Raw genomic sequence first — 23707 nt, 5'->3', positions numbered from 1 at the left:
CGGGGTCTCAGATGAGCAATCCGGCCACCCTCTTGCGGGTGACAAGGGCACTCAGTGCGAGCCCTGATCGCAGCGGGCCGGGGTTGGCTGGCTGCCGGCTGGGTACAGAAGGGGTGACAGTCCCCCTGTGAAAGGCACTTCATGACTGCACAATCCATGCGTCCCTCGCGCATGACCGAGACCCCGGTACAGACCGCGGCGCTGATCTTCGGCGTGGTCTTCGGGGTCGTCGGGATCCTCGGCTTCATCCCCGGGGTCACGACCAACTACGACCAGCTGATGTTCGCCGGGCACGGCTCGGGAGCCATGCTGCTGGGGATCTTCCAGGTCTCGATCCTGCACAACATCGTCCACTTGCTGTTCGGAGTCGGCGGCTTCGTCTTCTCTCGGATGGCCACGTCGGCCCGGTCGTACCTGATCTGGGGCGGCGCGGTCTACGCGGTGCTGCTCGTCTACGGACTGGTCGTCCCGCACGATCACGGCGCCAACTTCGTCCCGCTGAACAACGCCGACAACTGGCTCCACCTCGTGCTGGCGGTCGCCATGATCGCCGCGGGCTTCCTGCTCACCCGTGACCGCAGCGCACACATCGCTCCGCCGTCCCGGCAGCTCTAGCCACCACTGCACGCGGCCCCCGTCCCCGGTCTGACCGGGCGGGGGCCAACCCATAGCAACAAGGAGGCGCTCATGGCGTCAGCATCGAAGTCGATCTTCACCGAGTTTGCCGAGTACCTAGAAGAACAACCCGTCCTGGGACGGCTGAGCGATCGGCTGGAGCTCCCCCTGCGTCACCTGCTCGGCCATGGGCCGGCCAGTGACTTGCTCCGCGGACGAGCGCTCGGGCACGCATTGCATCCAGTGGTGGTGCAGTTGCCCATCGGTGCTCTGACCAGCGCGATGATCCTGGATCTGACCCAGGGCCCGGGAGCCGCCCGGCAGAGCAGGCTGCTGACCGGACTGGCCTGTCTGGCCGCCCTGCCTGCGGCCGCCACCGGTCTTGCCGAGTGGACGCACGCCGATCCGCGAAGTCGTCGAGTAGGAGTCGCCCATTTGGGCCTGAACCTGCTGGGCGTGGCCGGCGCCACCACGTCCTACCTGCTGCGGCGGCGCAACTGGACGCCGGCGGCAGCGGTGTGGAGTGGCCTGGCGATGGCAGCAGTCGGACTGTCAGGTGCCCTCGGCGGGCACCTGACTCTGGTCCGCAAGTACGGCTCTCACGACCAGCCATCAGATGGCCTGGGCGCGAGCAGCGCTGCCTTCGGATCCGCGACCGATCCCGAAGAGCACTCGCCCACCGAATAGCTCAGGCGGTGAGCCAGTACTCCTGGGTCAGCAGCGCCCCCACCAATCCACTGGTCAGCAGACCAATGAAAAGGCCCTGCGAACCGACGGCAGCAAGTGTCGTCTGAACCAGGGCCGAACCGAATGCAAGGTTGGCGATCAAGGCGCTGCCGACAACGACAGTGCCGAGAACCAACAGGATTCTGAACACATACTTCACTTGCGCTACCCCCCGATGCGGCAAGTTCGCTCCGGTCCCCCCGACCGGAAGCGCTCCCATTGTAGCGGCAGCCGACGGCGTCGGCTAGTCGATCGGCTGGCGACGAGACGAACCCTCGTGGACGCGCGTCAGCCCCGCAGCGCGGGGCGCGCTGCGGGGCTGACGGAGAGGGCTAGCTCACCGGAGCTGGAAGGTCGCCGACAGCGTCGACGCATCCTGAGTGGTGAGCACGATCCGGTAGCAGGCGGCGGTGCGGACCGGCTTCTTGCCCTTGGCCTTGGTCACCGACAGCGGTGCGCTCAGCTTCGGGGTCTTCCAGTTCTGGTGGAACCGGCCGTCGTAGTAGCGCAGTCGCTGACCCTTGCGGTCGGCGGTCACCGACACCGGGTCACCGACCAGGGCCAGGCTGGCGCAGTCGAAGCGCTGCGCGGTGATGCTGGAGACCACGCTGACCGACTTCGCCTTGGTTGCGCCCTGGTAGACCCGGAACTTCAGCGGCACGGTCGAACCGGCCTTCACCTTGTTCACGACGTTGTTCTTGACCGGCCGGTCGAAGCCCTTCAGCCTCCAGGCGGTCACGGTGTACGTCCGAGTGTCCACGGTGGTGGTCACACCGTCGCTGGCGACACCGGTGGCGGTGAGCACCTGGGTGCCGACCGCAGCGGAGTAGCCCTCGACCGTGCAGGTGACCGGGACGCCGTCCTCGGTCGCGGTGCAGGTCGGAGCGCTGGGCACCTCACCGAAGAGGTAGCTGGCCCCATTGACGATCTGGGAGTCCCAGGTGATCACGGGAGCCGACGCCGCACTGGCCGGAACCAGTCCGATGCTGCTCAGAACGAGAGTGAGACCGACCCCGATCAGGGTGCGGGCCAGACGGGCTTTGCTCATCGATACCTCCTGAGAGTCTTGTGGAGAACACCGGGGGGATGGCCTCCTGACCGGTAAACCGCCGCGGCCGTGCTGGTTGTTACAACTGCGGGCCGCGAGGTTTCGAAGGGGCAATGCCGGGCGGCTGTAACGTCAGGACGACGCGCGGCGGTATCTGGGGTGGAGGTGAACGTGAGACTCAGCAACTCAGCGACCGAACGACTGCTTGCCGGCGACCCGTCGGCCGACCAGGCCGACCTGGCGACCGTTGCGGCGTTCCTCTCCGACCTGCCCAAGACCCTCCCCCCCGCCGAGGTGGGTGACGTGCGTGAGGCGCACCTTGATGCGATCACCCGCGAAGCCCGCATCGTCGCTGCGGCAGCCCCGCCCCGCGCCCGCCGCAGCACTCGCAGACTGGTCGTCACCGCCGTGGCCGCCGGACTCGGCGTGCTGACCACGGGAGTCGGGGTTGCTGCGGCCGTCGGAGCCAACCCGCTGGGCTTCCTGCCGAACCTGTTGCCCATCCCGGCCAGCTCGGTCCGCGTCGACCACCCCGCCTCCCTCGAGCCGAGCGCACACGAACCCTCCGGCCCGCCGGTGCCGCCGCCACCGACCCATAGCCCCCAGAGCACCGGCGCACCCGGTCAGCCGGCCGGCGAGGACACCCCTGGCGGCAGCCAGTCGAACAACGGCAGGTCGGACGAGGCCCGATCCGACCACAGCCCGACCGCCAAGCCGTCCCACCCGAACAACGGCAAGTCCGGGGAGAAGGGCGAGCATGGCAGATCCGAGGACAACCCCGGCAAGGGCAAGCCGACGGCCAACCCGGGCAAGGGGAAGCCTGCGGCCACCTCGGAGGCGACCAGCCACGCCCGGACCGATCCACCCGGCAAGACCACGTCAGGCAACTGAGCAGCTCCCACTCACCCGGCGGCCCGGCGGGGTCGCCACAAGTCCTGAAAGGTGCAGTCTGGGCACCGTGATCCACCAGCTTCACCAGGTGAAGCCGTTCGATCCTCCGCCCGGTGGCAGTTCACCGGCCGCGGCCGCTGGACGTCGTCCGTCCTCGCCGGTTCGGGGCCAACAGTGAGCGCTGCCAACGACTTCGATACCACCCTCGCGGCGGCCAAGCAGGGCGCCGACTGGGCCTGGACTGCGATCTACGACGAGTTCGCGCCGGGCCTGCTGCGGTTCATCACCAGCCAGGGCGCCGCGGAGCCGTCCGACTGTCTGGGCGAGTGCTTCGTCCAGGTGGTTCGCAATCTTCCCGGCTTCACCGGCGACCAGGCCGCCTTCCGAGCCTGGTTGTTCCTGCTGGCCCGCAACCGAGTGGTCGACGAATGGCGAGCTGCCCGGCGCCGACCCAGCTCCCCCACCGACGATGTGGAGCGGCTGCACGAAGCCCGCCACCAGACGTCGGCAGCCGACGCCGGCGTGGGTGAGGATCAGTCGGTCCAGCAGATCCTGGCCGCATTGCCACCCGACCACCGAGCAGTGATCACCCTGCGCGTCCTGGACGGGTTCAGCGTCGAAGAGACAGCCCAGATCATCGGCAAGTCGGCCGGCGCCGTCCGAGTGATCCAACACCGAGCGATCAAGCGACTGAAGAACGCTCTCGCGCGTCGCACCCAGTAAAGAGGGCCTCGGGTTCGACGTCCTCGCGGACTTCTCGAGGCGACGGCCAAGAATGGGCTCAGCACCCTGTCCCGAGGCTGTAGCGTTCGAGCAGAGAACCGACCACCAGAAGGCCCGATATGCGCAACTCCGTCCTCGCCGGCATCGCCGCCACCCTCATCCTGTTCACGGGTTGCACCTCGGCGGCCGCACCGTCCAACTCATCGTCTCCGGCCGCGAGCCAGCCCGCGCCCGCCGCCAGCGCGACCTCCGCCGCGCCCACCTCGGCCGCACCCTCCGCGTCCGCGACCGCCGAGTCCGACCTCACCCGCGCAGCGGCGTGCCTGGAGATCGGCAAGACCGCGAACGAGGCAGCGACCACCCTGAACACGGCCCTGAAGGACATCGGCTCGGACCCGAAGAAGTCGCTCTCGGCCCTGAAGGAGTTCAGCAAGACCATGAACGCCTCCATCGCCAAGCTCGAAGACCCCGCCGTGAAGGCGCAGAGCGAGAAGGCCGTTGCCGCCGTGGAGGAGGTCTCGGCCGCCCTCGAGAAGCTGATCAAGAACCCCACCGCGGACGCCCTGAACAAGCTCAGCGAACCGCTGGCCAAGGTGGACGCCGAGTTCACCGCGATCGGGACCGTCTGCGGCGGCTGACCTCGGCGGCTCGCCGCGGGTACGCGTGACGCCCCTCCGCAACCGCCCGGCCGGCATCACGCCCGTCGCTACGCGGGGTCCCTCAGTGGCTCGAGGGCAGCCAGGACGAGGTCGAGTCCGAAGGTGAACTCCTCGGCGGGGTCATAACCGACCGCGACGAGCGCCGCAGCGGACTCACTGAGGAAAGGGAACTCCTCAGCAGGGAGCTGGGGAAGGTAGACGTCCTCGACCATGTCCGCGAGTTCATGGGCGGTCTCGAACGGCAGGCTGGCGGCCTGCAGGGCGTACCCGTAGACATAGCTGTTGAGCAACCAGTTGGCGTGCGTCGCCATGAGGGGCGAGAAGCCGGCCTTTCGGAGGCAGGCGGTGAACGCTTCGCGGTGGCGGAGGTTGGCCGGCCCCGGCGTCGTCCGTGACTCCATCAGGCTGATGGCCCAGGGGTGGCGGGCAAGAACCTGGCGAGTGGACAGCGCCTCCCGGCGCATCGCCGACTGCCAGTCGGCTTCTGCGGACGGCAGCTCGATCTCCTCGAAGACGACATCGATCATGGCGTCCAGCAACTCTTCCTTGCTCGCCACGTAGTAGTAGAGCGACATGGCACCCGCGCCGAGCGTGCTGGCCAGCCGGCGCATGCTCAGCCGGTCGACCCCCTCGCGGTCAGCCATACGAACCGCCTCGGCCACCAGCCGCTGCTTGCTCAACCCCGCGTCTGAGGCGACGTGGTGTTGCTCCTTTTCGGACACGGATCTCCTTGCTCGACTGCTTGACAATCGTACACCGTACTAGTCATAGTACGGTGTACGAAGCGAACACCAAGGCTCGCGACGAGGAGGCTTCTGTGGGAACCGAACAGCGATCAAAAGCCGCGGCGGACCCGGTGCCGGGGACGCACAAGGCGAGGACGATGCGCGCTGCCGTCCAGCACCGCTACGGCCCGCCCTCAGTGCTCGAGTCGTCCGAGATCGAGATCCCAATGCCTGGTCGCGGGGAGGTGCTCGTCCGGGTCGGCGCGGCGTCGATACATCCTGGCGACTACTTCATCATGACCGGGAGGCCGTACGTGGTGCGCCTGGTGTTCGGGCTCCGCCGACCGCGCAACGGCATTCCTGGCAGGGATCTGGCCGGCGTGGTCGCAGCAGTCGGGAAGGACGTCACCGCACTCCGCCCCGGCGACGAAGTGTTCGGCTGGAGCACCGCGGGAACGCTCGCGGAGCACGCCTGCGTGCCCGTAGACAATCTCGTCCCCGTGCCCGCGAACCTGTCGCTCGCAGAAGCGGCAGCTGTGCCCACCTCGGCCATGACGGCCTTGCAGGCGTTGCGCAATATCGCGAAGGCCCAGCCGGGCCAGACAGTGCTGATCACGGGCGCGTCGGGTGGAGTCGGCTCCTTCGCCGTCCAGATCGCCAAAGCACTCGGTGCCGAGGTGACGGCGGTGTGCAGCACCCGCAATGTCGACCTGGTTCGATCGCTCGGCGCCGACCACGTCGTTGACTACACGACGGCGGACTTCACTCGCACCGGACAGCGCTACGACGTCATCCTCGACAACGTGGAGGCCCAGCCGCTGTCGGCTGTTCGCCGAGCACTGACGCCCACCGGCACGCTCATCCCCAACAGCGGACACGGCGGCCGCTGGCTCGGCCCCATCGGCCGGATCATCACAGCGCATGTCCTGTCTGGGTTCACCCGTCAGCAGCTGAAGCCGTTCACGTCCGTCGAGACGCGCGATGACCTGCTCACCCTGGCCGACCTGCTCGCGACTCGGCAGCTCACGCCCGTCATCGACCGCACCTACCGCCTCGACGAAGCAGCTGACGCTCTGCGCTACATCGGGGCCGGCCACACCCAAGGGAAGGTGGTGATCACCCTCTGACGACCAGACCGACAACAACCCACCTGTGCGCATGCGCACCCTGACAGGCCGCCACTGGGGCGGACAGACCGATCCTCATGAAGGAAGACCAATGACTATCCGAACCGACACTCCGCACCTGCTCGACAACCCGACGATCCCCGTGCAGGCCAAGCTCGCCGCAGCCTGGACCAGCCTGATGTTCCTCGTCATCTACATCGACTACTTCCACCTCTACCAGCCCGGCGAGATCGATGAGATCCGCGGTGGCACCATCTTCGCGTTCAGCATCAGCGGGACATTGATGAGCATCTTCTTCGTGGTCATCACGATCCCGGCCCTGATGGTGATGCTCTCCATGGCGCTGCCCGTCCGCGCGAACCGAGCGACAAATCTCGTCGTGGCGGCTTTGTACATCCCGGTCATGGTGTTCAACGCGGCGGGGGCGACCCGGGATTACGCCTTCTACTACGCCCTCACCATCGGAGTCGAGGTGCTGATTCTGGCCTTCATCCTCCGCTCCGCCTGGGCCTGGCCCCGAACTTCTATCGTCCCGGCCGCCCCCGCGCCGACCGCCTCTCGACACCAGGGATCGATGTAGGCACACCCCGGAAGGCCCGCGGCGTGAAGCCGTCCGCCGCGGGCACCGGGTCGACCAAGACCAGCTCAATTGAGGTGGGTATGGAGAAGCCCCGCCTGGCGTCGGCATCCCCGACGGCGCAGCTCTACTGCTTGTCGTTCCGTGATTCGCTTGGCGAGGAGGATGGCTTGTCGCCCGCCACTTCGGCGAGGGCGGTCAGGTAATGGGTGCCTACCTGGACGTTGGTGATCCGCAGCGTCCGGTAACCAAGAGGCTCCGCGGCCCAGGACCCGTCCGGCGCAACCTCGTGGAGCCAGACCCACTTGCGTCCGGCCTTGTGCAGGCTGCCGATCCAGATCGCGCTGCGCTCGTTGGCCTTCTCGATGCCAATCAACGGTGACCAGGCGGCCAGCGACCTCACCACGCCCACCGTGGAGTCAAGACCGAACGGTGGCGGCGAGGGTGGCCATTCTGGCCGAGTTCGGGCGAACCGTCCCTCAAAGCTCTTGTCGCGGCGAACTCGGTCGACGTCCTTCAGCCGGAAGGCCTGGTAGCCGTCGAAGTAGCCGCCGTCCATCGTGGCGGCGACGAGACCCCACTTCTTACCGATGCCAACCACGAAGCCGTCAACACGCTCGGAATGTCTTGGGCAGAGATCGATCCTGACCATGGCTTGCTGGGCGAGTGCGGCGGCCAGACGCTTGCGGGTTCCCATGACTACCTCCCAGTGGCTTCATCTTCGCAGGCATCACCGTGGAGCGCTGGAATCGACGCCCCCTGGCAGGCGATCACGCGCCGCTTGCGGGCCAGCGATCCCAAGTGCGATCCGATCGTCAAACAAGCCGCATGATGGCTCGGGACGAGCCGTTGCGCGACGAAAACACAGTGGTCGGGGCGACAGGACTCGAACCTGCGGTGGGTGTCGCCCCACCTCGCCGTTCACTAGGGGCTTTACTCGAAATTGGCACAGTCTTGGAACGAGTTGGGGCTTATCTGGGGCAGAGGAATCCGTCGAGTTCCCGTGGTCTTCGGTGCCGGGCAAGGTGAAGCTGCGTGCAGCGAGCTGTGACCTCGGAGGGGTGCAGGTGAAGCAAAGCAATCCCGCGGAGACTCGCCGCTGGTACGCGGCGATCCGCTTCCAGTTCGTCGTCGCCGACCATGGTTAGCCCCAGTCACTGCGTCAGGCTCCCGGACGCCGCACATCCGCTTCTTGGCCGAAGTGAGTGCATCACCTTTCGGTGAAGCGTGCCGTCGACTGGGCACCGCGCTGACCTGAAGGATCTCGCTTCCTGAGCGGGCTGCCCCCTATTCGTCCTTTCCTGGATCCTCTGTTTCCTCCAGGATCCGGTGCCAACTGTCGTCCAGCGCCTTCTGCTGCTCTGCGACTCGATCGATCAGGGTCTGGACGATGGCCTCCGTCTCGCCTTTCGCAAGACCCGTGAGAGTGATCTCATTGTCGCCCGACTTCATTGTGATCGAGCGATGCTGGTTCTTGTGGAAGAAGGCGGTAAGGACGGCGGCGAGCCCACCCAGGCCGCCGGCGGCCGTTGCGACCGACGCTATGGCGATGATTAGGTCCTCGGCACCGAACGCGAACTCGAGGGCCCATGAGGTCTTGTATCCGCTTGCCTCCAGATCCGCCTTGAGGTCCTCCGCCACGTCTGGTGTGACGTAAATCGTGATGCCATCCTCGTCCGGCGCCGACGGCGCCAAACGAATACGCAGGGATGTGGTCATGGGGTCTCCAAACTGTTGGAATTCCGAATGATTAGTGCGGATCGGTGCCGCTCACGAGTCAGAACACGGAGACTCTTCGCGCATTGTCCCAGCGTCCAGGTCCCACCCCAAAACCATGCGGGTGCAATCGCTCGCCAATATCCGGCTTGATTGCCGTGTCGACTCGGTCGCCGAGAGGCGTCACCTCCGGCACGATGCTCGAAGCGTCACCGGGCACCGTGAAACTCGAACTCGCCGGCAAGCCAGCGTACGAAGCGGGCAGACCGATCCACGTAGGTGTGTACCGAGTTCTCCTTCAACCCTGCCGCCCTCGCAGCACGTTCAAACCGAATGAGTTCCTGCTCAAGGTCATCGATGGACCACCGCGTCTCTGCCATGCCTCAAGTGTGGATGTGACCTGTGGGGTCTTGTCTAGAAACACCACCCCGATGATCACATCGTCGACCACAGCCATCACATATCCCTGCCTCTCACCTCGCTGAACAATGGTTTGGCGAGGTGGGCAGCGCTACGACGAGCTGGGCAGTCCCCTCTTGAGCCACTAGCCGCGCAGGCTGGGGCGACCCTCCTAGAGCTGACGAAGCGGCTCAGGTCACTCCAGTGCCCAGCCGCGCTTCGCTACCAGCACGTCACTCGAGATCGGGATGCCGAGATTGCCGCCGCGATGCGCAGGCGCGCCGTCATCTCCTGACCCACCCTTGCGCCGCCACAGGAAACGACTGGCGTCCGCACCCGGAAGCTGCGTGGCAGCTTCAAATCCCGTCACCGCGACGCACGGCAAAGTGCCTCTGGCTAGCAGCATTGCTGGCTAGAGGCACTTCTGCTTCCAAAGTTGGGCATAACTAGGGCATAACGCGGGTCCGGAAATGCCCAGTAGGACGGCCCCAGGCTCCTTGCGGGGAGCAGTCTCGTGGCTGGCCACAAGAGCGACGGACCATAGCTGAGCTCGCAGATATGAGACTCTGCGACTGCTGTGTTGGGCCGAGCTTTCCGACTGTAAGGTCACGCTGCACCGCATGTCGATGACACGATCGACATATGGAGTTCGACCCGATTGGACAGACCGGCGACACGATGTGTCTCGGACACATCACAGATCCGCATCTTCTGCGCTGCGTCGAGGAGTTCGCGACGAGGGGTGCCTGCACGATCTGCGTCATTGCGAGTCTCACGCCGACCGGACAAGTCATCAATCTGGAGCACTTGGCAAGAGTCGTCCACGACTTCGCCAAACGCAGATACAACCACTATGGGTTTCCGGCGGATGATGGGGAGCAGCTCATGCCGCCCTTGGATACAGACGACGTCGTGGAGCGGCTGCTCGAGGATGCTGTCGAACCCGCTGCGCTGGACTCCGTGACGAGGCGGACGGCCGGACTCATCAACGAGGCTCAGGACTGGTTCGAGCCGTTCGACGAGGATCGACAAGCGGGAATCCAGTTCGAGTGGGACGACTTCGAGCAGAGCATCAAGCACGAGTCACGGTTGCTTTCGCCCGCAGTCGGCGCGCGGCCCGAGACAGCACCGGAGAAGAACTACGCCTTCGTGAGGTCTTTGCTGGTGCTCGCAGAGGAACGAGCTGGGTTGATTCGCACCCTCCCCAGAGGCAGGAAGCTGCACCGTGCTCGCATCGAGCTTGATGCTCGCGAGCTAGAGCTGAAGGCGCGCGACTCACCTTCCATCGCCCTTGGCCCGGCGCCCGCCGAACGGGTGACCGCCGGGCGAATGAACGCTCAGGGTGTGGCCATGCTGTACGTCGCCCTAGACGCAGAGACAGCATGTGCCGAGGTGGCGTCGCACAGCCCTTACGACGAGGCCGTGGTGGGAACGTTTATCCTCCAGCAGCCTTTGCGAATTCTCGACCTAACACAGGTGCCGCCGCCCCGGAGTGTCTTCGATGAAACGTCCGACGAAGGCGCCGAACGTCTGAACGCCCTGAGCTTCTACAGAGATCGCATTACACGCCCTGTCATCTTGGACGGGAGTCATCCGGTGGACTACGTGGCCTCTCAGATGTTGACGGAGGCGTTTCGGTGGTGGACGACCCCACACCTTGACGGCATCGCGTACCCATCGCGAGTTCGCGAAGGCGGGACCAACGTCGTTTTGTTCTTTGGGGACCCCATCTGGTTTGAGGCACTCGGTGAGCCAGCATCCCGCTTCGCTCGGTTCCTACGGCAGAATGACCGAGGCACCGCGGCTCCGCTCTTTGTGATTGACCACAAGACAGTTCGGCGCTATCGGGTGAAACGCGCCCTATCGGTCGAGCGCAGCATTCTCTGACGCGGTCTCTCGCCGAGTCGAGCCTCTGCGCGTTCGTTCGCGCGACGAGGATGCCGGCTCCCTGACCGACGATCGCCTCCGTCCGTCCCTGTGATCCGGCCTAGGAGACTGAACACATATTCGCCGGCGCCCGTCCGAATGGCGCGGCCCTCTCAGGCTTAAGGGCGTGTGGAGGTTCCGCGGGGTCTGCTGATTGAACAGCCGCTGGCCATGGTGGTGGTGTAGGTGCTGGATGACGACTCCAGGGTTCACGTCGTATCGGTCGGCGAAATCCACCACATCCCGACTCGGATTGATGCAGAACAACTCCTCGCGGATCGCGGGCAGGATCAGTAGGCTCTGCCCGCTGACCACCGAAGGAGAAACGGATGCAGACTCAAGGCGATGGCGCGAAAAAGTGGTTGCGGGGAGGATCGGTCTTTGCCGCCGGCGCCTTGGCTATGGCTGTGATCAGCAACGCCGCAAACGTTGTCACGTTGGTTGGATGGTCTACTGGGAAGTCGCTGCCCGACATGCTTCCATCCGCGTCTGCCGGCATTCCCGAACAGGGCAGCCAAGCATCCGACGACTCCTACAAGGGTGGATGGGGACCAGAGCGCGAGACATTCACTATGGGGAATCCAGCGACCTACGTTGCGCTCAACTCCATCACTGACAACCCCAACTGGGGAGACGAGCGTAACTTCGTCGCCCTTAGGGGGAGCGACCGAAACATCTTCTCTGCGGACGAAGTCACGGCATGTCCTGGAGACACCGTTGAAGTGACTACCTACCTCCAGAATGACGCTGCCGACAACCTGGATCAACTCGACATCCAAGGCCTCAGGATGAGAATGGCGCTGTTCGACGGAGCAACGCGCTCCGCCCCTGCGTACGTCGCCGTAACCTTGGATGCCAAGAACATCAAGGAGATTTGGGACGGCGCCGCCGTTGTATGCAAGGAGCACAAGGTGAAGCTAACGCTCGTTAATGGCAGCGGAAGAATTCACAGCTGCTGCAGCCCCCAGGACGGAATCGGCCTTCCTGAACTGGCTTCGGGAGAGTGGCAGTCGCTAGGTTACAAGGCGACGGATGGCTCACTCCCTCTTGGCAAGGAGAAAGGAACCTACACAAGCATAATCCGGGTCGTGTTTGAGCTGGCGGTAAGCGAAGAGGACTAATGCCCCCACGGCGGTGACCCTACGCCCCAAGCGGACAGCGGCCACGGGGGGAAACGACGTCACTGTAGGGTCCGACTTGCCGTGAGCTAGTGTCTCGCAGGTCTGGAGGCTATCTGCACACTCAGCATGAGCCCACCCGCACCACCGCGACGCGAAGCGCGTTCCAGCCGCACCACACGGGCGTACACCGCGTGTCACCGCGATTCGCGTCCTCGGACCCCTACCTTTGGTCGCGATGAGCCCACCGTCGGAGTCAGTGTTGGTTGACGCGGCCCGCCACCTGCGGCGCTGGTCGGCCCTTCATCTTTCCCGAGGCTGGCCTTGCCATGGGCACGATCCAGGAGGCGCTCAGTGGCATCCGGGGCAAGGGCAGCCATGCGATCGAGGTGAGGCCGTCTGTAGGAACGCTGCTGGTGTTGGCCCGAACGCTGGAACTGACGCCAGACCAGTTCCGTAGATGTGGTCGCGAGGATGCCGCAGTCGCGCTTGAGCTGCTCGGTGACGAGTTCGACCTGTCACGGGTACCCATCGCAATCCTCGTAGGCGAACTGACCAGACGAAGTGGCGGCCCAGCACTGGGATCCTGGACTTGGGTGCCCAACTCCAGCGAGACGGATCGAAGGTAGCCGCGTCACTACTCCGAACGGGCTTCACCGGCGCCCCAAGCCGACCCAGGGGTGGACGACCGGGTTAGCTCAACGCCCTGGAGACGGAAGTAGAACCCACTCCCAGAACCCGCCGATCCCCGCGAAGCTCTTCCTTCTGCTCTCATCCGACGCGCCTGCTCGATGCGCTCCGGGGTCATGACTGTGGGCCGGCGACTCACGCGCATTCAGCCCTGGCCGGCGCCAAACCCAGCATGGTGTTCTGCCTGATGGTGTCCGCACGCAGCTGCGCGAACATGCGACCATCCCGAACAGGGCTCGCCCCATCGGTGTCGGGGTGTCCATGTCCGGCTCTGAGGCTTCTGATGTTGACGCCGCGCTCCGCCCAGTCGGGCCGTCTCCGGTATGCCTCATATTCGGCGATCGCAACATCAGAATCGCCTGTCGCCGTCGGCTGTGAGGTCTGGGCTTGGCTACTAGCGCCGAAGGGTGTAGCGAAGCTGGGTCGGCCGCAGGGCTTGGTCCTCGGGAACCCAGCTGCTCCACAGTCGAATGCGTCCTCCAGACGTGACGATCTCACCGTTTCCAGCCTTGGTGACGCGAACTCCGTCAACTACGAAGAGGTCAGTTGGCTGCCACTTCCGAGCATGATCGACCTCGCCTTGTGTCACCTGAACCGCCTCGATGTCCACGCCCATCGATGCTTTCACTTCGACATGGCGCTCCTCGCCGTTGAGCACGACACGAAGGTCGAAGGGCTTCCCGAGCACTTCTATCTCAGCCGCGCCGGCACTGCTGTAGTGGTCATTGGCCAAGCGCACGGCATGCAGCTCCAGAGCTGTCCTGACCGCGGCGTCCGCCAGGAATCCTTGGGTGTGTCCAATGCGCGCCGTCTTGCTTCGCTCACTGGGTGAAGTAGTTCGCGCAGGGTTGGCCGGCGGTACAAACAGGAGATCCACAAGCGCCGCGGGGAACTCCACCAGATAGGCCTGATTCGCACGAAGTTCGCGATGACCGTAGTCCTGAAAAGGTCCATAGACGGGCTTTCCAACCAATGCCTCGAGTTCATGCTGGATTTCGAGGATCTTCAAGCGCTGCCCGTTCACTACAGATCTCGTAATCGGCCGGTCGAGCCGGGTGAAGTTCTGGAGAGCCAGGTGCCAGGCAGGGCCGGTGGTCGGCACCCCTCGGGCGCGGCCTCGTGTGCCGCGGGCCTGCCAGCTCATAGAGATCGTGTTGAGCGGGCCTGCGGCCTCGGACCAACCGACGATCGCAGGTTCTCCGAGAAGTGATGTGTGCCAGTGGAAGACGCGATCTCCAGGTTGCACGTACGTCAGGAGACTGTACGACCAGTTTGCACGACCAGACGGGTCACTCTTTGGGGCCTTGAGGTCGGAGCCGAGGTCGGGGCGTCCTGTTATCTCCATCCAGTAGTGCTCTGCCGGGTCACCATCCCACCAGTTGTTGATCGCCATAAGGCGACCCTTTCACTACTCCCCCGCGTCGCGCGGGATCGGGCACCAGGACACTCCCACGGGCCTAAGGGGGTCGGGCTGTTCCGGGCGACCACACCTTGTCCCAGCGTGGGCAAGCAGCGAAGTACACCCACACCGTGGTGGAATAGCCCTCATGCCCGTATCGTCCCCCGAGACCAAGCCAGGATGGCCACCTGAACCCGCGTCGGGCAGGGGTCGGAGTCACGGCACGAGCGGCGTGGAGCCATTCGATCGATGGTTCCGATACCCCGCCGGGTTCGCGAGCGACTACGCGGCACTTTTGTTGGACAATCTCGGACTAACCAGCGGGACTGTTGTCGACTGCTTTGCCGGGTCAGGGGTGACAGGGACTGCCGCCCGCTCGCGAGGCCTCAACTTCGTGGGCATCGAGGCACATCCGCTTGTCGCCGAGCTGGCCACGTTGAAGCTTTCACCCATCGCAACTTCTGGCGAGGTACGCGAGCTGAGTCAGAAGGTAGTCGCGAGCGCGCACCAACCCCTCTCTGGCGCGACCCCTGATCTTGAAGATGAACCAGACCTGGTGAGGAGGTGCTTTTCCCCCTCTGTACTAGACCAACTCGTTCGACTCCGGCATCTTGTACGTGCTCACGCGGACACACCAGCGTCGAGTTACCTCAAGTGGGCGCTTCTCGGCGTACTTCGAGACGTAGCCGACGTGAAGGTCGGGTGGCCCTACCAGCGACCCGGCGTGACACGCCGAGCCCCCTATGCGGACCCCATCGCGCGATTCACCGCCAGAGCCGAGATCATGGCCAGCGATCTCGAGTCGATCGCCGATTCCGAGACACACGCGGAAGTTCTCATTGGCGACGCCCGCGACGGCGGAGTCTGGTCCCGAATCCCAGAACCAGCTGCCGCTTGTGTCGCATCGCCGCCGTACCTGAACAACTTCGACTATGCGGACGCCACCCGACTTGAGCTGTACTTCTGGGGAGAGGTGACCACTTGGGGCGGAATGTGCCGCGAGGTGCGCGCCGACATGCTCACCGCCACCACCCAACAGTCCTCCGTTGGGGAGAAGGCTGCGGCCTTGGATTGGCTGCGTAATCACACCACGGAGACCGGCGAACGCATCCTCAGCTTGGTGGGTCTCGTCGAGGAGGCGCAAGCAGCCCGCGGGAATCGCGCTAAGGAGTACGACCGAGTTGTGCCTGCGTACTTCGCCGCGATGGCCTCGGTACTGGGTCACTTACATGACCATGTTGAGCCGGGGGGTGCCGTCCTATGGCTCGTCGGAGACAGCGCTCCCTACGGGGTTCATGTCGACACCCCGGCCCTAGTTGGTGGTCTCGCGCAAGACGCCGGATTTGACTTCGCCGAAGACGTTCGACTCCGGATCCGAGGCAACCGGTGGCCTTCGAACGCGGACCGGCATCAGGTTGAGCTCTCTGAAAGGCTGATCGTCCTTCGACGCGCTACGACCGCGCAACCGTGACTCGCGGCGAGCCTGCCTCCTGACCCCTAGAGTCGTCCCTGTGATCACACAGCGCCAACGAAGTTCACAAGTCGCGATAGAGGTGATGGACGCTCTGATCGCTGAACTCGGGGAGTCGAGCGAGCAACAGCGGCTTAGGCGACAGGCAGAAGCACTGACTCGTCTTGTGACGCCTGAGGATGAGTTCTCGGTCGAGCAGTACCTTCGCGATGAGGTCAGCCGTGCATTGGCGGATTGATGCGCACCCAACTGGGGGACTGCAGGCAATCAGTGAGATCCCGGACATCAGTCCGTGCTTGATTGAAGGTCCTAACGGAATTGGCAAGACAGTAGCGATCCAGTTGCTGCAGCTTGCTTCCGGCACGGTGCCTAGTGCTTTCACGGCTCGTCCTGAGCTCTGGAAATCCTTCCGCGACCGCCTTGGCAATGCTGAGCTGACTGGCAGTGGCCTCAACGGCGCCACCGACATCCAGTTGAAGATGGTTCCATCGCAGTGGCCGGATCAACCGGTAGAGCCGTCGGAGTGGATCGGCGAGTGCCGGATCGATGGCGCGCGCGCATCTTTTGCCGATCTCAGCTCACTGCTCGACGTGAACCACATCTCTGGAACCGAAGACCTCGTTCAAACACTCGCGCGTCACATCGAGACGTTCGAAGGGCACCTGCGTGACGTGAGCGGCCTTCTTCGCAAGCGTCACCTCGACGTGAGAGGGCACGCGGGTCCGGCCATTGAACTACTGAGCCGTTTCGAGCCGGGGCAGTCAGCTCGTGATCACGATGCCGTCGTGCGATGCGACGACAACCTAGTTAGCGCGATTGAGGCGGCGCGGCAAGCCGACGATTCCCTTCGCGCCCTAATGCGGGGCATCGAGCTCCTCAACAAGGTCGCGTCGCTAGACGCAGACGCCGACGCGCTGCTCTCCCAACGGCGGGCCGTGGCAGCCCGGGTTGCCGAGCTTGAGCAGCGCCTGGAGGGTGCCCGCGCGAACGCCGAGACATTGAGTTCGGCTGTTGCGGCACAGGGAGACGCGGGCCGGCGCCTCGCCGCGGGACAGCGTCTGCTTCGCACCCGCAGTGCCCGTGCGGCCAAGACGCGAGCTGAGATGGAAGCTGAAGCTTTCGTTCTCGACCTTGAACCAAACCAATCTGCGATCTCCAGGGCGAAGGACGACTGCTTGGAGCAAGTAGGTCTCACGCGGGCGCGCCTTACCTCTCTAGACACCGCTGGCGAGGTACGCGAAGTCGTCGAACAGACTCTGGGGCTCCTCAGTGCGACCAGCGACTCCGTCCGCGATGAGGAACTAGCCCAGGGGTTCGAGCCACGACTTACGGTGAGAGCTGCATTGGACGCGCTCGGGGCAACGAGCCGAAGTTTGCGGGACCAACCGACACCGGCCGAGGTACGCGAGCTCAACTCGCGCGTGAACGATCTCGCCGTCAGGCTCCGAACGATTGATCACCTCGGAGCCCTCGTTGAGCAAGCTCACCGGGAGGAAGAACTCGCTGACGAGGCCGAGCAGGATCTCGTCCGTCTCGAGGAGGAAGCCGACGATGCGGGCGCAAGCAGTGAAGCGTCCAAGGAAGCCCAGCAGTCCGTGGGTGCGCTGGAGAACGAGCTCGGCAAACTTCGCATCGAGCTCGCCGCCCTGGACCGAGCCGCTGCCGCTCGAGGAATGGTGTCGCGAGAGGACGCAGAGCTCGACCTCCTAGAGATCGAAGATCATCTAGGGGTTCTGCGCACAGAGTGGCTGCGCGTCGAGCCGGACTATAGACGGAACCTCGCACGAGCAGACGAGGAGGTCATGTCCGCAACGACGTCCCTAGATCAGGCCCGTCGTCGTCAGTCTGCGCACAGCGCGGAGACAGCCGAGTTGGTTCGCAGCATCGCCACAGACGACCGGTTCGCGTGGATGCTGACCGTCGAGGGAGGTGATTCGACGGCACCCTTGGCCGACAGGCTGGAGAGAGTGAAGGCAGCCGTCAACGAGGCCGTCAGCCTTCCGGACGACCTCGCAGACCTCATGCTGACACTTCAAGGCGTTGCTCAGTCCGTCCTTCAACGAGGCCTCAACGACTCCCCTCTCCTCGACTCTTCGCGGCACCTGATCAAGCCGCTTCGGCGGGTGTTGGGAGCCCGTCTCACCGCAACTCTGAACACTCCCGCCATCCGGGCGAGGGTTTTCGAGAACGCGACGATCACTGACATCGATCCCGCCGACGGAACGGTGTCACTCATGCTGACGGATGGCTCCGCCGACATCCGAGCACTCGCGAGCTATTCCACTGGAGAACAGGCGTTCGCGTTCACCCAAGCCCGCATCGCAGATATCGAGCCGAGCGCTAAGCCGAATCGCCTGCTATTCCTCGACGAGTTTGGCGCCTTCGTTTCCGCCGACAGGATGCCCGACCTTGCGGCGTTCCTATCGAGCGGCATAGTCAAGCAGGTGGCCGAGCAGGTGATAGTGGTCCTGCCGCTGCAAGTCGACTATGAAGCCGAACTTGAGGACACCCGCGGAAGCCTTCGGGCGAAGTACGAGGAGCGCAGCAGGCAGATCAAGCAACGCGGGTACAGCGCCGTGGAGTTGTCGTGAGCGACCAGCCACAACGCCTCGGAGCACTCCTGGGCTCATTTGACTCACTGTCTTCGGAGCAGCGCGAGGCAATCGTCACCTACCTCCGTGAGGCATGGATCGCGCAGACCGGATCAGCACCAGGTGGTTTCTCAGTCGACCTTGAATCGCTGCAGCGGGTCTTCTCGCCAGAAGTCACACCCAAGAGCATTCGAGCGGCAGCACAGTCGCTCATCGCCGTTCCGCGGGAGCGGCCCAACATCCCAGCGGAGCTATACCTTCCAGTCACGTCGAGAGCAGGATTCGTGACACCAGAGGGTCGGTTGCTTCTCGAGCTCGGTGACGATCGCGAAGTGACCCATTTGCTGGACCTCACTCTCCGGCTCGTAAGGTTCTACGGTTCGACCCATCGAAAAGTCGTTGCGCGAGCGGTGAGTATTGGTGGTGACCTGCGTCCACAGACGCTGGGTTTCTACTATTTCCTGCTGCTGAACGGTTGCCTTGGGGAGTCTCATGCGTTGATGGTCCCGAAGGACCGCCGAGATGAGCGTGAACTCGCAACAGCGGTCATGCGCGTGGCGGAGGCGTTCTCCACCTCGATAGGCGGGAGTCCAGTCGCTACACGTGAGCGGACTCGCCTGACGAGCAACTGGATTGTCACCGAGGCGCATCGCCAATCGATGGGCGCGGTGCGCCTCGAGGACATTCAGGGAACGACCCGGTGCTTCGTCGTCGAGAGTCGGCGAGGGCAGCTTCTGGGGATGATCTCGGCATCGCTTGCCAAGCGACGCGCGGTGGACCTCACGAGGGTACGACTTGCCGCGGAAACGGCGCAGTCTACCTACTCGGACATCCTGCCGCGGCTCAAGAGCTGGGGCCTAACTTGGGAACGCTCTGTTCGCGACCATGACCTCGGTCTTGAACTTGAGACTGCATACGTGAAGAGCCTGCAGGTGCCCAAGTGACGATCGCAGGCATGGACTTCCTGGGCCGGATCATCTCGATTCACCTCGACCGCCTCGACGTCAACACCCCGATTGTTCTGCCATGCGTTCACGATGACGCAGACGGCTTTGCTGATGTCCTCGAGGCGGTTACACGGCACTATGGCGGAGCGTTCAGATGGTGCGGCGAATCACCGACTCTCACCCACACCCCTCCTGCCGGGCCGCTCAACGAACCGATGGCCAGATACCTGGAGTCGCTATGCAGCAACCGGGGAGTCGTCGTCGCCATCGCGGAAGAGGGCGATGGTTTGCACGTGACTGTCAATGGCTCGCGCGAGCTCACCGGATCGACAGCAACTCTCGGAGATGTGCTGGCCATGCTCTCCTCCTCAGAGATGTCAAGAGAGTTGGTTCTATTGACGTACTCCCTGGTCGATCTGGACGAATTGCGAGCGGCCCTGATCTGGGATGCGATCTGCCTTGGCTTGCAGTTCGCACCTCCGGAACTCAAGACGCTGGTCCCGATTGCCTCCGGAGCAGTGGATGTCCCTTCGCACTGCAACCGTCAGGAGGGTGCAGTGCGCCTGGTGGTCCGAGGGGAAGAGTTCATTGAGCGATCAGCCCCAACAGATCTGCAGCCGCGCCTGCACAACATGCTCGACTCCGTCGATCGCCGAGTTGTGCTGTTCCTCGGAGCGGGAGCGTCGGCCAGCTGCCGTATCCCGCAAGGGGACTACCTCCGGAACCTTGCGATTGCCCACCTGACAGGCCGGCCCACAACCTCTCCGGACTTGCTTTCAGGGTTCCGCGACTGGCTGGAGGCCAACCAGCGATGGATGGCTGAGGAGCGCGACATCCCGGCGGCACGCTTCGAGCGCGGCCTGACGCTTGAGCGAGTCCTGCGTGAGGAGTTCTTCGCTCTCAACGGTCGTCCGCGCTCTGAGTCGTCGACATATGGACGAATCAAGTCCGACTGCGAAAAGGCGCTGGAGCGCACGCCCGCCGGACGAAGGGCTTTGTGGGAACTTCCTGCCCTTCTCCCCAAATTGGTCATCGCGACTGTGAACTTCGACGAACTCATCGAGGACGGCATGGGCGCCGAGCACCGAGTGATCGTCGGAGATGCGCAGTTCAGCGAGAGTGCCGACCTAGTCCGAGCTCGCCTCCACGGCGAAGAGTCCTGCGTTCCAGTACTCAAGATTCATGGCACGGTGCAAGAACCCGACAGCATGGTCGCAAACATTAACGACACATCGCGAGGTCTCCCGCGGAGCGTGGAGCAGGTACTTGACGCCATCACTGAGGATGGGGAAAGCGTCCTTTGGCTTTGGGTTGGGTGCAGCATGCGCGACCAAGACCTTCGCCAATGGCTCGCAAAGCAACAAGCCAGTCTCCTCCACGAGTACTGGGTGGATCCCCTGCCACCCGTGTCGGTGAGGCATTACGCGCAAGACATCCGGCGCACGCAATGGGCGGCCCTCGAGCAGGATCTGGGTCACCGTCAGATCACGGAAAGCTCTGACCTCTTCCTCCCTGCTCTTGCCGCGCACGCTCGTGCTCTCTCCAGCGCCGGCCTGTAGGGCCGAATGCACACCATTGGAAGCGTGGCCAGTTAGGTCCACCATCCGCATTGCCGCCGCAACAGACGACCTGCTCGTTCCCTCCATGAGCATCATCGGTCCGACCGCAAAATGAGGGATGGCGGCAGAGGCCCAACCAGGTCGCTGGGCGTCCAGCATCAGTTCCGTCGACCTCGGTCGAAACGTCGGCTGCGTCGGACCGGCAAACCTCCCCCGGCGGGTCGGACACTCAGGTCAGACCACCGATGAAGCGCGAGACGTGGAGTGCGACACACCTCAGGCACCGACCCTGCTTCCGCGTCGCCGGCTGCACGACGGCCTTCCGCCTCCGCTCCCCCCTCCACCGCCGATGCTCTCTTCCGCGCCTCCCCTACGCCGACGCTCTCTTCCGCGCCTCCCCTACGCCGACGCTCTTCCCTCCCTCCCTTCACCTCCCTACCCTCCCCCTTGCCTCTCCTCCCCCGCTTGCCTGTCCTCCCTCCGATCGCGATACACAATGGGCATTTCCGGGGGCGTAGTCCGGAGGACCGCTTCAGACGCCGAGGCGACCGCGGATCAGACGGTTAAGTGACATGTGCTGGTCGGCGGCCTCGATGACGAGCTGGCGGAGCAGTTCTGGCGGGGCGCGGACCACGAACTAGCCCGAATAGGTGCGGTCCGCGATCACGTCAGGCGGGTTCTCTCCCCCGCGCGACCAGCTCCGGCACGATGTCGACGGTGAATTGCTGGGCGCGCGAACGCCCCAGCTCGGTCGATGGTCAGCCCGGACAGGGAGGCAAGTCGCCCGAACCGACTTCGGGGTCGGCTTCCACGTCCTTCTGTGGCGGCCGCCACTCCCAGCGCACGATCTCTCTGTGGATCTCGGCCAGCCAGTACTCGGCGTCGATCTTTGAGAGAAAGGCGTGCGGAGCTTCGTAGTGCCCCTGGTCAGGTCCCCAATAGCGGGCGAGGAAGAACCCGGAGCGCTGCTCGATGCTGCAGTACGACCGCCTCCCGTGAGCCATCAGGCACCTCTGAGGCCCGGGAACTCTGGCTTCCAGCCCGATCTCGCTGACTAGGGGAAACGCGCGCCCTAACGATCACTTCTCAGAGCCCATTTGGGGTGAAGGGTGTCCGTGAGAGGCATGTTCTGATCACTCGTGATACTGCCGTTCGGACATAGCCCTAGTGGCGGAGCAGCAATCCCTAGGCACATCGGCAGTGCCGAAATGGTCGGGGCGACAGGACTCGAACCTGCGGTCTCCTGCTCCCAAAGCAGGCGCGCTAGCCACTACGCTACGCCCCGGATCGCGGCCACTCTACGGTGAGCCGACCCGGCCCACCAACTATGGCCACCCGACTACCTAGCCAGCGGCGACTAGTTCTGGAGTGAACAGCAGCCAGGCCAACGGCTCGGGGTCGGTGATCTCGCCGTCCAGGTAGGCGCACAGGATCTGTCCGCGGGCCTTCTCGGCGGCCTGGGCGTAGTCGACGGCACCGGGCCATTCCGGCGGGCAGAGCTCGAGCAGGCCGACCAAAGAGGCGATCTCGGACCAGGACAGCAGCGGGGCGCGTCCGGGCAAGGTCCCACCGAGCCGGTGGTAGACGCCGGCCAGTTCGGCTTGGCCGAAGTCGATGCTGCGGTAATGGAGCAGCGAGCTCTCCAGGGCCGCGGTCCGGCCGACGGCGGGACGTCCGAGCAGTTCCAGGCAGCGCTCGCGGGCGTCCAGGCCCACGCTCAATGAGGCGAGCCAGCCGGCCATGGCCAGCCGTCCGAAGCCGACTCCGGTGGCCCGGGCGCCGAGCACTCTCAGACCGTCCGAGACCACTGCGGCTTCGCCTTCACTCCGGCCTCTGGCCAGGGCGAATGCTGCCGCAAAGATGGAGTCGTCATTGGCCCAGTCGAAGCGGTCCAGCCGATCGTGGGCGCCGGCCTCCAGCCAGACCGCATGCCGCTCGGCGGCCCGCTGAATGCACAGGGCGGCCGCCCCACTCAGCGGACGGGCGGAGTCCAGCGCGGCCACCGCCACCTGATGCAGGACCTGCTCGGCCGGCGGTACCCACTCCACCGGGATCCGGCTCAGTCCGCGCGGAGTGTGCACCTCGATCAGGCGCCGTCCGGGTGGCCCGTCGAGCAGTACGGCGCCCTCGCTGAAGCCCAACTCGACGTCGTCAGGGGCGGTGATGCCGAAGTCGGCGAGATCTGCGCGCCACGGGCAGCCGTGATCCAGCTGGGTATCGCCCAGCCAGGCGGGCAGCCGGGTCTCCAGGGCAGCCAGGTTCGGCTGCCAGCTGCCCTCGATCACCGTGACCAGTCGCTCGCCGGTGCCCAGCATCGTCCCGGGAGCCGCGATCTGGAACTCCGCGGCCACCCGTCCGGGCTCGGGATCGACGAGCTCCAAGTGGCCCTGCTCCAGCCGCAGGCACAGCACCGGGCCGGCACCGTGCGCCGGCGCGATGGCTAGCAGGGCGGTGACGCCGGTGGCCCAGCTCCACAAGGTGTACTCGGGTCCGGGCTGGACCCGCAGCCGCTCGTCCACTGCCTGATCGCCGCCGTGATCGCGGACCAGCACCCACCGCGTCCGCCAGGTCTCGGCGACGGTCACCCGTTGCAGCAGCCGCGCTCCCCCGGACGCCAGGACGTGCTCAACCTCGTCGTCGGCGATCAGCTCAACTGAGGACGGAGCCGCGCCCACCCAGCTCAGCTCGGCGACCAGTTCCTTGCCCCGGATCAGCCGGGTGGTCAGGCCGTCGGCGGCCACCCGCACTTCGCCGCCACCGAACAGCAGCACAGCGGGGCTCACGGTGGGTTGCACCCCTA

At 64.7% G+C, this 23707-nt stretch carries 24 protein-coding genes and 1 tRNA gene; 15 read left to right on the top strand and 10 right to left on the bottom strand.

All coding sequences use genetic code 11. The features are described from left to right. Nucleotides 1-141: 141 nt before the first annotated feature. Both ATK74_RS02915 and ATK74_RS02910 read left to right on the top strand, forming a co-directional pair. Nucleotides 142-615: a DUF4383 domain-containing protein gene (locus ATK74_RS02915; protein WP_245840646.1), complete on the top strand. Its 474-nt coding sequence runs from the start codon at nt 142-144 to the stop codon at nt 613-615. A 72-nt stretch (nt 616-687) separates the two neighbouring features. Next, a complete protein-coding gene (locus ATK74_RS02910; protein WP_098459639.1) occupies nt 688-1302 on the top strand; it encodes a DUF2231 domain-containing protein in 615 nt (204 codons plus the stop codon). Nucleotide 1303: 1 nt separating this feature from the next. Here the strand turns inward: ATK74_RS02910 and ATK74_RS02905 are convergent, their stop codons facing one another. Together ATK74_RS02905 and ATK74_RS02900 are read right to left on the bottom strand one after the other, a co-directional pair. After that, on the bottom strand, nt 1304-1501 hold the full coding sequence (locus ATK74_RS02905) for a hypothetical protein (RefSeq protein WP_098459638.1): 198 nt from the start codon (nt 1499-1501) through the stop codon (nt 1304-1306). Between the two features lie 177 nt (nt 1502-1678). Then, nucleotides 1679-2389 (bottom strand): PxKF domain-containing protein, encoded by a 711-nt coding sequence (locus ATK74_RS02900; RefSeq protein ID WP_098459637.1) that lies wholly within the window; start codon nt 2387-2389, stop codon nt 1679-1681. A 171-nt stretch (nt 2390-2560) separates the two neighbouring features. Between ATK74_RS02900 and ATK74_RS02895 the strand changes: the two genes are divergently transcribed. The 3 genes from ATK74_RS02895 (at nt 2561) to ATK74_RS02885 (ending at nt 4641) form a co-directional block, all read left to right on the top strand. Further along, on the top strand, nt 2561-3280 hold the full coding sequence (locus ATK74_RS02895) for a hypothetical protein (protein WP_143483539.1): 720 nt from the start codon (nt 2561-2563) through the stop codon (nt 3278-3280). 174 nt (nt 3281-3454) lie between these two features. Next, on the top strand, nt 3455-4003 hold the full coding sequence (locus ATK74_RS02890; RefSeq protein ID WP_098459635.1) for an RNA polymerase sigma factor: 549 nt from the start codon (nt 3455-3457) through the stop codon (nt 4001-4003). Nucleotides 4004-4122: 119 nt separating this feature from the next. Beyond that, nucleotides 4123-4641, top strand: a complete 519-nt coding sequence (locus ATK74_RS02885) for a hypothetical protein (protein ID WP_098459634.1) — start codon at nt 4123-4125, stop codon at nt 4639-4641. Nucleotides 4642-4709: 68 nt separating this feature from the next. Here ATK74_RS02885 and ATK74_RS02880 read toward each other — a convergent pair whose 3' ends face one another. Beyond that, nucleotides 4710-5324, bottom strand: coding sequence for a TetR/AcrR family transcriptional regulator C-terminal domain-containing protein (locus ATK74_RS02880; protein ID WP_211283262.1), 615 nt, complete (start codon nt 5322-5324; stop codon nt 4710-4712). A 113-nt stretch (nt 5325-5437) separates the two neighbouring features. On the opposite strand from ATK74_RS02880, the gene ATK74_RS02875 reads away from it, so the two are divergent. Both ATK74_RS02875 and ATK74_RS02870 read left to right on the top strand, forming a co-directional pair. Next, a complete protein-coding gene (locus ATK74_RS02875) occupies nt 5438-6514 on the top strand; it encodes an NAD(P)-dependent alcohol dehydrogenase (protein ID WP_245840645.1) in 1077 nt (358 codons plus the stop codon). A 91-nt stretch (nt 6515-6605) separates the two neighbouring features. Continuing rightward, nucleotides 6606-7094: a DUF6326 family protein gene (locus tag ATK74_RS02870; RefSeq protein WP_098459631.1), complete on the top strand. Its 489-nt coding sequence runs from the start codon at nt 6606-6608 to the stop codon at nt 7092-7094. A gap of 124 nt (nt 7095-7218) precedes the next feature. Here the strand turns inward: ATK74_RS02870 and ATK74_RS02865 are convergent, their stop codons facing one another. Then, nucleotides 7219-7788, bottom strand: a complete 570-nt coding sequence (locus tag ATK74_RS02865; protein WP_098459630.1) for a hypothetical protein — start codon at nt 7786-7788, stop codon at nt 7219-7221. A 590-nt stretch (nt 7789-8378) separates the two neighbouring features. Next, nucleotides 8379-8810, bottom strand: a complete 432-nt coding sequence (locus ATK74_RS02860; protein ID WP_098459629.1) for a hypothetical protein — start codon at nt 8808-8810, stop codon at nt 8379-8381. A gap of 1038 nt (nt 8811-9848) precedes the next feature. Between ATK74_RS02860 and ATK74_RS02855 the strand changes: the two genes are divergently transcribed. The 3 genes from ATK74_RS02855 to ATK74_RS02845 all read left to right on the top strand — a co-directional run bounded on the left by ATK74_RS02855 (nt 9849) and on the right by ATK74_RS02845 (nt 12879). Continuing rightward, nucleotides 9849-11093, top strand: a complete 1245-nt coding sequence (locus tag ATK74_RS02855; RefSeq protein ID WP_098459628.1) for an RES family NAD+ phosphorylase — start codon at nt 9849-9851, stop codon at nt 11091-11093. A 368-nt stretch (nt 11094-11461) separates the two neighbouring features. Continuing rightward, on the top strand, nt 11462-12253 hold the full coding sequence (locus ATK74_RS02850) for a hypothetical protein (protein ID WP_098459627.1): 792 nt from the start codon (nt 11462-11464) through the stop codon (nt 12251-12253). A 326-nt stretch (nt 12254-12579) separates the two neighbouring features. Further along, nucleotides 12580-12879, top strand: coding sequence for a hypothetical protein (locus ATK74_RS02845; protein ID WP_098459626.1), 300 nt, complete (start codon nt 12580-12582; stop codon nt 12877-12879). A gap of 455 nt (nt 12880-13334) precedes the next feature. On the opposite strand, the gene ATK74_RS15120 is transcribed toward ATK74_RS02845, so the two are convergent. Continuing rightward, the gene (locus ATK74_RS15120) at nt 13335-14333 is read right to left on the bottom strand and encodes a hypothetical protein (RefSeq protein ID WP_143483538.1); all 999 of its coding nucleotides are present in this window, start codon (nt 14331-14333) and stop codon (nt 13335-13337) included. A 154-nt stretch (nt 14334-14487) separates the two neighbouring features. Between ATK74_RS15120 and ATK74_RS02835 the strand changes: the two genes are divergently transcribed. The 5 genes from ATK74_RS02835 to ATK74_RS02820 are packed head-to-tail and all read left to right on the top strand — an operon-like array spanning nt 14488 to nt 20907. Further along, nucleotides 14488-15810 (top strand): DNA methyltransferase, encoded by a 1323-nt coding sequence (locus ATK74_RS02835; protein WP_098459624.1) that lies wholly within the window; start codon nt 14488-14490, stop codon nt 15808-15810. Between the two features lie 40 nt (nt 15811-15850). Further along, nucleotides 15851-16048, top strand: coding sequence for a hypothetical protein (locus ATK74_RS15115; RefSeq protein WP_143483537.1), 198 nt, complete (start codon nt 15851-15853; stop codon nt 16046-16048). Beyond that, the gene (locus tag ATK74_RS02830; RefSeq protein WP_143483536.1) at nt 16032-18401 is read left to right on the top strand and encodes a hypothetical protein; all 2370 of its coding nucleotides are present in this window, start codon (nt 16032-16034) and stop codon (nt 18399-18401) included. Before ATK74_RS15115 ends, ATK74_RS02830 begins: the two co-directional genes overlap by 17 nt. Beyond that, nucleotides 18398-19345 (top strand): hypothetical protein, encoded by a 948-nt coding sequence (locus ATK74_RS02825; protein ID WP_143483535.1) that lies wholly within the window; start codon nt 18398-18400, stop codon nt 19343-19345. Before ATK74_RS02830 ends, ATK74_RS02825 begins: the two co-directional genes overlap by 4 nt. Then, nucleotides 19342-20907, top strand: coding sequence for an SIR2 family protein (locus ATK74_RS02820; RefSeq protein WP_098459621.1), 1566 nt, complete (start codon nt 19342-19344; stop codon nt 20905-20907). Before ATK74_RS02825 ends, ATK74_RS02820 begins: the two co-directional genes overlap by 4 nt. Nucleotides 20908-21439: 532 nt before the next feature. On the opposite strand, the gene ATK74_RS15720 is transcribed toward ATK74_RS02820, so the two are convergent. The 4 genes from ATK74_RS15720 to ATK74_RS02800 form a co-directional block, all read right to left on the bottom strand. Next, complete coding sequence (locus ATK74_RS15720) at nt 21440-21541, bottom strand: toxin-antitoxin system HicB family antitoxin (RefSeq protein ID WP_211283261.1); 102 nt, start codon at nt 21539-21541, stop codon at nt 21440-21442. Between the two features lie 124 nt (nt 21542-21665). Further along, nucleotides 21666-21911, bottom strand: a complete 246-nt coding sequence (locus ATK74_RS15780) for a hypothetical protein (protein ID WP_098459620.1) — start codon at nt 21909-21911, stop codon at nt 21666-21668. A gap of 205 nt (nt 21912-22116) precedes the next feature. Beyond that, nucleotides 22117-22192: transfer RNA gene (locus ATK74_RS02805), tRNA-Pro, on the bottom strand. Nucleotides 22193-22250: 58 nt separating this feature from the next. After that, complete coding sequence (locus ATK74_RS02800; RefSeq protein WP_169923704.1) at nt 22251-23690, bottom strand: hypothetical protein; 1440 nt, start codon at nt 23688-23690, stop codon at nt 22251-22253. Nucleotides 23691-23707 lie beyond the last annotated feature (17 nt).

The organism is Propionicimonas paludicola (genome assembly GCF_002563675.1).
GTDB lineage: Bacteria > Actinomycetota > Actinomycetes > Propionibacteriales > Propionibacteriaceae > Propionicimonas > Propionicimonas paludicola.
This window is presented reverse-complemented; position numbering and strand designations above follow the sequence as displayed.

What these genes read in the sequence shown, in the direction of transcription:
- ATK74_RS02855 (WP_098459628.1), top strand. Translation starts at nt 9,849, where the DNA reads ATGGAGTTCGACCCGATTGGACAGACCGGCGACACGATGTGTCTCGGA.
- ATK74_RS02865 (WP_098459630.1), bottom strand. Translation starts at nt 7,788, where the DNA reads ATGGGAACCCGCAAGCGTCTGGCCGCCGCACTCGCCCAGCAAGCCATG.
- ATK74_RS02885 (WP_098459634.1), top strand. Translation starts at nt 4,123, where the DNA reads ATGCGCAACTCCGTCCTCGCCGGCATCGCCGCCACCCTCATCCTGTTC.
- ATK74_RS02900 (WP_098459637.1), bottom strand. Translation starts at nt 2,389, where the DNA reads ATGAGCAAAGCCCGTCTGGCCCGCACCCTGATCGGGGTCGGTCTCACT.
- ATK74_RS02910 (WP_098459639.1), top strand. Translation starts at nt 688, where the DNA reads ATGGCGTCAGCATCGAAGTCGATCTTCACCGAGTTTGCCGAGTACCTA.
- ATK74_RS02870 (WP_098459631.1), top strand. Translation starts at nt 6,606, where the DNA reads ATGACTATCCGAACCGACACTCCGCACCTGCTCGACAACCCGACGATC.
- ATK74_RS15120 (WP_143483538.1), bottom strand. Translation starts at nt 14,333, where the DNA reads ATGGCGATCAACAACTGGTGGGATGGTGACCCGGCAGAGCACTACTGG.
- ATK74_RS02860 (WP_098459629.1), bottom strand. Translation starts at nt 8,810, where the DNA reads ATGACCACATCCCTGCGTATTCGTTTGGCGCCGTCGGCGCCGGACGAG.
- ATK74_RS02845 (WP_098459626.1), top strand. Translation starts at nt 12,580, where the DNA reads ATGGGCACGATCCAGGAGGCGCTCAGTGGCATCCGGGGCAAGGGCAGC.
- ATK74_RS02835 (WP_098459624.1), top strand. Translation starts at nt 14,488, where the DNA reads ATGCCCGTATCGTCCCCCGAGACCAAGCCAGGATGGCCACCTGAACCC.
- ATK74_RS02850 (WP_098459627.1), top strand. Translation starts at nt 11,462, where the DNA reads ATGCAGACTCAAGGCGATGGCGCGAAAAAGTGGTTGCGGGGAGGATCG.
- ATK74_RS02915 (WP_245840646.1), top strand. Translation starts at nt 142, where the DNA reads ATGACTGCACAATCCATGCGTCCCTCGCGCATGACCGAGACCCCGGTA.
- ATK74_RS15780 (WP_098459620.1), bottom strand. Translation starts at nt 21,911, where the DNA reads ATGGCTCACGGGAGGCGGTCGTACTGCAGCATCGAGCAGCGCTCCGGG.